Annotated in this window: 8 protein-coding genes; 3 read left to right on the forward strand and 5 right to left on the reverse strand. The window is 71.7% G+C overall.

Going from position 1 to position 7,448, the window contains the following annotated elements:
• Positions 1–267: LysR family transcriptional regulator (locus tag GTW40_RS28325; protein ID WP_161182986.1), on the reverse strand; the 267-nt coding region annotated here is incomplete at its 3' end.
• A gap of 104 nt (positions 268–371) precedes the next feature.
• Here GTW40_RS28325 and GTW40_RS28330 point away from each other — a divergent pair.
• Positions 372–1,364 (forward strand): NADP-dependent oxidoreductase, encoded by a 993-nt coding sequence (locus GTW40_RS28330; protein WP_161182987.1) that lies wholly within the window; start codon positions 372–374, stop codon positions 1,362–1,364.
• A gap of 35 nt (positions 1,365–1,399) precedes the next feature.
• Here the strand turns inward: GTW40_RS28330 and GTW40_RS28335 are convergent, their stop codons facing one another.
• The 3 genes from GTW40_RS28335 to GTW40_RS28345 form a co-directional block, all read right to left on the reverse strand.
• Positions 1,400–2,056, reverse strand: a complete 657-nt coding sequence (locus GTW40_RS28335; RefSeq protein WP_161182988.1) for a maleylpyruvate isomerase N-terminal domain-containing protein — start codon at positions 2,054–2,056, stop codon at positions 1,400–1,402.
• A 105-nt stretch (positions 2,057–2,161) separates the two neighbouring features.
• Positions 2,162–3,793, reverse strand: coding sequence for an L-glutamate gamma-semialdehyde dehydrogenase (pruA, locus tag GTW40_RS28340; RefSeq protein WP_161182989.1), 1,632 nt, complete (start codon positions 3,791–3,793; stop codon positions 2,162–2,164).
• A gap of 62 nt (positions 3,794–3,855) precedes the next feature.
• The gene (locus GTW40_RS28345; RefSeq protein WP_161182990.1) at positions 3,856–4,782 is read right to left on the reverse strand and encodes a proline dehydrogenase family protein; all 927 of its coding nucleotides are present in this window, start codon (positions 4,780–4,782) and stop codon (positions 3,856–3,858) included.
• 166 nt (positions 4,783–4,948) lie between these two features.
• Between GTW40_RS28345 and GTW40_RS28350 the strand changes: the two genes are divergently transcribed.
• Positions 4,949–6,211 (forward strand): helix-turn-helix domain-containing protein, encoded by a 1,263-nt coding sequence (locus GTW40_RS28350; protein ID WP_161182991.1) that lies wholly within the window; start codon positions 4,949–4,951, stop codon positions 6,209–6,211.
• Positions 6,212–6,215: 4 nt separating this feature from the next.
• Here GTW40_RS28350 and GTW40_RS28355 read toward each other — a convergent pair whose 3' ends face one another.
• Entirely contained in the window at positions 6,216–6,800 is a 585-nt protein-coding gene (locus GTW40_RS28355) for a TetR/AcrR family transcriptional regulator (RefSeq protein WP_161182992.1), read from the reverse strand.
• A 96-nt stretch (positions 6,801–6,896) separates the two neighbouring features.
• On the opposite strand from GTW40_RS28355, the gene GTW40_RS28360 reads away from it, so the two are divergent.
• A partial coding sequence (locus GTW40_RS28360) for an MFS transporter (protein ID WP_161182993.1) occupies positions 6,897–7,448 on the forward strand: 552 nt, incomplete at its 3' end.

Consider the following 7,448-nt stretch of genomic DNA (forward strand, 5'->3'; position numbering starts at 1 on the left):
GCCCCGGGCGTCGGCGGCCAGGGCCTGGAGCATCCGCAGCACGCGCCGCGCGTGGGCGGTGGCCCGCTCCCCGGCGGGGGTGGGCCGGGCGCCGAACCGGCCGCGCTCGAACAGGACGACGCCCAGCTTGCCCTCGATGCCGCGCACGGCGTGCGAGACGGCGGACTGGGTCGTGCCGAGCCGGACGGCGGCGGCGGAGAACCCGCCCTCCTCGGCCACGGCGACCAGAGTCCGCAGCTCCTGCGGGGCGAGGTCTGCTGCTGTCATGTCGAGGCTCCCGCCTGCCGGTATGAGCGCAGCTCATGGATCGCCGCGTCGCATGAGCCCAACCCCCTGCCCGGCCCCGCCATTCCCCGCCTACGGTCCCGGACATGACCGAGACCGCGCTCACCGTGCAGCAGACCGCCCGCCCGGACGGCTTCCCGACCGCCGCCCACTTCCGGTTCGCGGAGTCCCCCGTGCCCGAACCGGCGCCCGGTACGGCCCTGGTGGAGAACCTCTGGTGGTCGGTGGACCCGTACCACCGCGAGATGATGGACGGCGACTTCGCCCTGAACGCCCCGCTGGAGGGCCGCACCCTCGGCCGGGTCGTCGCCTCGCGCACCCCTGAACTCCCCGAGGGAGAAGTCGTGTTCCACCGACACGGCTGGCGCACGCACGCCGTGGTCCGCCCCGACGAGGTCCGCAGGCTCCCCCATCACCCGGGCGTGCCGCTGTCGGCGTACCTGGGCGTGCTCGGCGGGACCGGCCTGACCGCGTACGTGGCGCTCACCCGCATCGCCCAACTGCGCCCCGGCGACGACGTGTTCGTGTCCGGCGCGGCGGGCGGTGTCGGCACGGCGACCGGCCGCTTCGCCCGACTCCTCGGCGCGGGGCGCCTGATCGGCAGTGCGGGCTCGCCGGAGAAGGCCAAGTACCTGACGGAGCACGTCGGTTACGACGCCGCCTTCGACTATCACGACGGCCCGGTTTCCGCTCTTCTCGCCGAGGCGGCCCCGGACGGCATCGATCTCTTCGTGGACAACGTCGGCGGCGACCACCTCGGCGCGGCGATCGGCGCGCTGCGCGAGCGGGGGCGCGTGGTGCGGGTCGGCACGATCAGCCAGTACAACGGCCCTGCCGCACCGCCGGTCGTCTTCAACCACGCCGATGTCGTGGAGAAGAGCCTGCGCATCGAAGGCTTCCTGGTGAGCGGCCACCGCGACGCGCAGGAGGAGCTGTACGACTTCGCCGTACCGCGGCTGCTGACCGGAGAACTGTCCCTGGACGAGACGGTGGTGGACGGCTTCGACCGGATCGTGGAGGCGTTCCTGCTGATGCTGCGCGGGGGCAACACGGGGAAGATCCTGGTGCGCAAGGGGTGAGACGGGGCACCTCAGCCTCAGCCTCAGCCTCAGCCTCAGCCGATGACGAACGGCAACCGGTTGGCCAGAGTGCCGAGTTGGGCCCGCTCCCCGCCCGTCGGCGTACGGCGGCCCGTGCCGAGCAGCAGCGCGTCCGTGTCGGACATCCCGGTGGGGAACGGCTCTCCCGTGATCCGCTCCAGCAGGGCGCGGGAGTGGGCCAGGCCCTCGGCGGGCGGGGACGGCGCGTCCGGGAGGTGGGCGACGAGGTCCAGGTGGTGGAGGGTCCACTCCAGGACGTACGCCGAGAGGTAGTCGGCGGTGGTGAGGACCATGTCCTGGGTGGCGACCCGGGTGGCAGGGTCCGCCAGTCGCGCCGCGCGACCCGCCGCCGAGCCCACGTCGTCCAGGTGGAACTTGAGCAGCGCCGGGTCCTCGTACGCCGCCGCCAGCCGGACGGTCAGGGCATCGAGCGGATCGTCGCCGGTGGGCGGGGTGTCGGTGACGGTCCAGTAGGTCGCCGCGTCGTGCGTCGGGGGCGTGTCGGCGGGCGTGACCAGGGTGATCAGGACGTCCTGGGCGTCGACGACCAGGTGGCAGACCAGGTCCCGGACGAGCCAGCCCGTACAGCCGGAGGGGCGGGCGAAGTCCGGGTCCGGGAGGGCGGCCACCGTCTCGCGCAACGCCGTCCAGGAGAGGGAGAAGGGGTCCATGGCGCGGACGCTAGCAGCGGCCGGACGGACACGGGCGGGGTACGGGAACGGCCCGGGAGGTCCCGACTCGTGGTCGGGGCCTGCCGGGCCGGTTCACCGGGAAGGTCAGCCCATGTGCGGGTAGCCGTACTCGGTCGGCGGGACCAGGGTCTCCTTGATGGCGCGGGTCAGGGTCCAGCGCATCAGGTTCTGCGGGGCGCCGGCCTTGTCGTCGGTGCCGGAGGCGCGGCCGCCGCCGAAGGGCTGCTGGCCGACGACGGCGCCGGTGGACTTGTCGTTGATGTAGAAGTTGCCCGCCGCGTAGCGGAGCTTCTCCATCGTGTACGCCGCCGCCGCGCGGTCGTTGGCGATGACCGAGCCGGTGAGGGCGTAGTCGGAGACGGACTCCATCTGGGTCAGCATCTCGTCGTACTTGTCGTCCTCGTAGACGTGGACGGCGAGGAACGGGCCGAAGTACTCGGTGCGGAACACCTCGTTCTCCGGGTCGGTGCACTCGACGACGGTCGGGCGGACGAAGTAGCCGACCGAGTCGTCGTAGGTGCCGCCCGCGACGATCGTGCAGGTGGGGTCCTGCTTCGCGCGGTCGATGGCGTCCTTGTTCTTGGCGAAGGAGCGCTCGTCGATGACCGCGCCGATGAAGTTCGACAGGTCGGTGACGTCACCCATGGTCAGACCGTCGACCTCGGCAGCGAACTGCTCCTTGAAACCGGAGTTCCAGATGGAGGCCGGGATGTAGGCGCGGGAGGTGGCCGAGCACTTCTGGCCCTGGTACTCGAAGGAACCCCGGGTCAGGGCGGTCTTCAGCACGGCGCGGTCGGCGGAGGGGTGCGCGACCACGAAGTCCTTGCCGCCGGTCTCGCCGACGAGGCGCGGGTAGGCGCGGTACTTCTCGATGTTGTTGCCGACCGTCTTCCACAGGTACTGGAAGGTCTTGGTCGAGCCGGTGAAGTGGATGCCCGCGAGGTCGCGGTGCTCCAGGGCGACCTCGGAGACCGCGATGCCGTCGCCGGTGACCAGGTTGATGACGCCCTTGGGCAGCCCGGCCTCCTCAAGGAGCTGCATGAGCAGCACGGCGGCGTGGGTCTGGGTCGGGGACGGCTTCCAGACCACCACGTTGCCCATGAGGGCGGGCGCGGTGGGCAGGTTGGCGGCGATGGCCGAGAAGTTGAACGGCGTGATCGCGTAGACGAAGCCCTCCAGCGGGCGGTGGTCCATACGGTTCCACACGCCCGGGGAGTTGGCCGGGGGCTGCTCGGCCAGGATCTGGCGGGCGTAGTGCACGTTGAAGCGCCAGAAGTCGACGAGCTCGCAGGGGCTGTCGATCTCGGCCTGCTGGGCGGTCTTGGACTGGCCGAGCATGGTGGAGGCGGCGATGGTCTCGCGCCAGGGGCCGGCCAGCAGCTCGGCGGCGCGCAGGATGATCGCGGCGCGGTCGTCGAAGGACATCGCGCGCCAGGCCGGGGCGGCGGCCAGGGCGGCGTCGATCGCGTCCTGGGCGTCCTGCTTGGTGGCGTTGCGCAGGGTGCCGAGGACGGCCTTGTGGTTGTGCGGCTGGACGACCTGGAACGGCTCGCCGCCGCCCATCCGCTTCTCGCCACCGATGGTCATCGGCAGGTCGACCGGGTTCTCGGCCAGCTCCTTGAGCTTGGCCTCCAGCCGGGCGCGCTCGGGCGTGCCGGGGGCGTAGCCGTGCACCGGCTCGTTGACGGGGGCGGGGACCTGGGTCACAGCGTCCATGGGTTCCGTAACTCCTTGATGTGAGCGGGTGGTGGGGGGCGCGGCCGAGCGGGTGGTGGGGTTCAGCCCGTGCTGACCATCGAGCGCAGGAAGAAGCGCAGGTTCGCCGGCTTCTCCGCGAGACGCCGCATGAAGTAGCCGTACCAGTCGGTGCCGTAGGCGGTGTAGACACGCATCCGGTGGCCCTCGGCGGCGAGCCGCAGGTGCTCCTCGCTCCGGATGCCGTAGAGCATCTGGAACTCGTACTCGTCGAGCTTACGGCCGGCGCGGTGGGCCAGTTCCTGGGCGATGGCGATGAGGCGCGGGTCGTGGGACCCGATCATCGGGTAGCCGTCGCCCTCCATCAGGGTCCGCAGGACGCGCACGTACGCCTTGTCGATCTCGTGCTTCTGCTGGTAGGCGACCTCGGCGGGCTCCTTGTAGGCGCCCTTGACCAGGCGCACCCGGCTGCCCGCGGCGGCGAGACGGCGGGCGTCGGCCTCGGTGCGGAAGAGGTAGGCCTGGATGACGCAGCCGGTCTGCGGGAAGTCCTTCCGCAGCTCCTCGTGGATGGCGAACATCGAGTCGAGGGTGGTGTGGTCCTCGGCGTCCAGCGTCACCGTCGTGCCGATGGCGGCGGCCGCCTCGACGACGGGGCGGACGTTCGAGAGGGCCAGCTCGTGGCCGCCGTCCAGCGCCTGTCCGAACATGGAGAGCTTGACGCTCATCTCGACCTTCTCGCCCAAGTCGAGCATCGCGAGGCGGTCGATCAGCGCGAGGTAGGCGTCGCGGGCGGCGTAGGCCTGCTCGGGGGTGGTGATGTCCTCGCCGACGACGTCCATCGTCAGCTGGAGGCCCCGGGCGGTCAGGTCCTCGATGATCGGGACGATGTCGTCCACGCCCTCGCCGGGGATGAAGCGGTCGACGACCTGCTTCGTCACGGGGGCCGCCGTGACGAGACGGCGCATCCGGTCGCTGCGCGACGCGGCGAGAATCACAGGACCCAGCACGGGGCACCTCCAACAGCACAAGCACCAAGCCGGCCGTCGGCCGACGATGCGGCAACGGCGCGGAGAACCACCGTGAAACCTAAGGATCTCTCCGATGGTCGGCCATCGACAGCTGTCACGCATCCGTTCCCCCGATCTCAGACAGATGTATGAAGGCCCCTCGGATATGCGGCAGAATGCCCGGGTGGCGGCGGATACCGGATCGTTTCACCGAGGCGACTACCAGGAGCTGGTGGACGAGATCTCGGAACTGCTGGACGCCCCGGCGACTCTGGAGAGCCGGGACTTCGAGCTGATCGCCTTCGGGGCGTACGACAGCGAGGGCGACCTCGATCCCACGGCCCTGGACCCGGTGCGCGCCCGCTCGATCCTGACCCGGCGTTCGACGGCGGCGGTGCGGACGTGGTTCGAGGGCTTCGGCATCACCCGCGCGACGGCGCCGGTGCGCATCCCGCCCACTCCGGAGGCCGGGGTGTACCGGGGAAGGATCTGCCTCCCGGTACGCCATCGGGGTGTCGTCCTCGGCTATGTCTGGCTGCTGGACTACGACCCGGGCCCGACCGATGCTCAGCTGGCCGCCGCCATGCAGGTGACCGGCCGGATCGGCGCGCTCCTCGCGGACGAGGCGCGGGCCGGTGCGGGGCTGGGCCGGGAGCTGCGGGCGGTGCTGACCGCCGGGGAGGGCTGGCAGCGGGACATGGCGGTGACCGAGCTGCGCACCGCACTCGGCCCGCGCGCCGACGGCCCGCACACCGTGGTCTGCGTGGCCCCCTGGCCCTCGGCCGACCCCGACGACGCCCCCTCGGTGCGTACAGTCCCGCACGCGACCGCGCTGTGCACGGTGCCGTGGGGTGCCACCGGGCAGGGCCTCGCGGTGCTGGTGCGACTGCGCAGCACGGACGTGACGGCCCCGGCGCTGACGGCGGCGGCGCGGCTGGTGCAGGAGGCGGAGGGCGCGCAGGGCGGGGGCCGCGCGGGCGGGGCAGGGTCCGGGGTCGGGTCTGGATCCGGGTCCGGTGTCGGGGTCGGCATCGGTGAGCCCCGGAGCGGGATCGCGGAACTCGGTGCCGTCTGGCGGGAGGCGTCGGCCGCGGCGCGGGCCGCGCTGGCCGAACCGAGGTTCGGGCCGGTCGCCCAGTGGCGCGGGATCGGGCCGTACCGGCTGCTCACCACGCTGCCGCCGAGCGCGGTCCAGGACCCGGTGGTGCTGCCGCTCCTCTCCCCCGCCCATCAGGAGCTGGCCCGCACCGCCGAGGTCTATCTCGACCGCGCGGGCCAGGCGGGCCGGGCCGCCGCCGAGCTGGGCATCCACCGGCAGACGCTGTACTACCGGCTGTCCCGGGTGGAGCGGCTGACCGGTCTCGACCTGGACGACGGCGAGGACCGGCTGCTGCTGCACATGGCGCTGAAGCGGGCGCGGCTGGGCTGAGGGGTCAGCCCTTCCGGGCCGCAGCGACGATCTGGCGCAGCCCCTCGGTCAGGCGGTCGGCGGTGGGCGCGGACTTCGGGTCGAAGGACCACTGCGCGATGAGGCCGGTCATGAGGGTCACGTAGAACGCGCCGAGGGTGTCGGCGGTCTCGTCCGTGACGTCCTCCTCGCGGCCGCCCATGAGCAGGGGGATGAGACCGCGCCCCGCCTCCCGCTGGGCCGTGGCCAGATGGTCGCGGACCTCGGGCATCTGGTCGCCCATGGTCACGACCTCCATGCTGAGCCGCCAGATCGAGCCCGGTTCGCGCATGGTGCCGATGATGTTCGACCACACCTCCTCGAACCGCTCGGTGGAGCCGGGCGGCGTGGCGCTCTCGCCGGTCGCCTCCCCCTCGAACGTGTCACCCATCGCCTCGACGAGGGAGACGTACGCCCGCGCCAGGAGCGCGTCCTTCGAGCCGTAGTGGTAGCCGATGGAGGCCAGGTTGGTGCCGGACTCCTTCACGATGTCGCGCGCCGTGGTCCGGGCGAACCCCTTGGCGAGCAGGCAGCGCTTGGCGCCTTCGAGCAGATCCTCACGGTGTCCCATGCCGGTCAGCGTACCGGGAGCCATACAAGCGTCCTAGACGCATGACTTATACAGTCGTTCTAGACAAGCGTTTAAGACGCGCGTACATTCCTCGGCATGGTGAATCCGACGAGCACCACCCCAACCCCCTTCCAGGACAAGCCCGTTCGCGCCGGACGCCGCGAGTGGACCGCGCTGGGCGTGCTGATGCTGCCGCTGCTGCTGGTCTCGATGGACGTCTCGGTGCTGTATTTCGCGACCCCCGCGATCAGCGCCGACCTCCGGCCGAGCGGCACCCAGCAACTGTGGATCTTCGACGTCTACGGCTTCGTCCTGGCCGGGCTGCTGATGACGATGGGCGCGCTCGGCGACCGCTTCGGCAGCCGTCGGCTGCTGCTGACGGGGGCCGCCGCCTTCGGCGCCGCCTCCGTCCTCGCCGCCTACGCCGACAGCGCGGCGACCCTGATCGCGGCCCGCGCGGTGCTCGGTGTCGGCGGCGCGACCCTGATGCCGTCGACCATGGCGCTGCTGCGCACGATGTTCACCGACCCCGGCGAGCGGGCGAAGGCGATCGGGCTGTGGTCCGGCGTGATGACCGGCGGCATCGCGCTGGGCTCGGTGATGAGCGGGGTCCTGGTGGAGCACTTCTGGTGGGGCTCGGTCTTCCTG

Origin of the sequence: Streptomyces sp. SID4985 (genome assembly GCF_009863025.1) — a bacterium.
Taxonomy (GTDB): Bacteria; Actinomycetota; Actinomycetes; order Streptomycetales; family Streptomycetaceae; genus Streptomyces.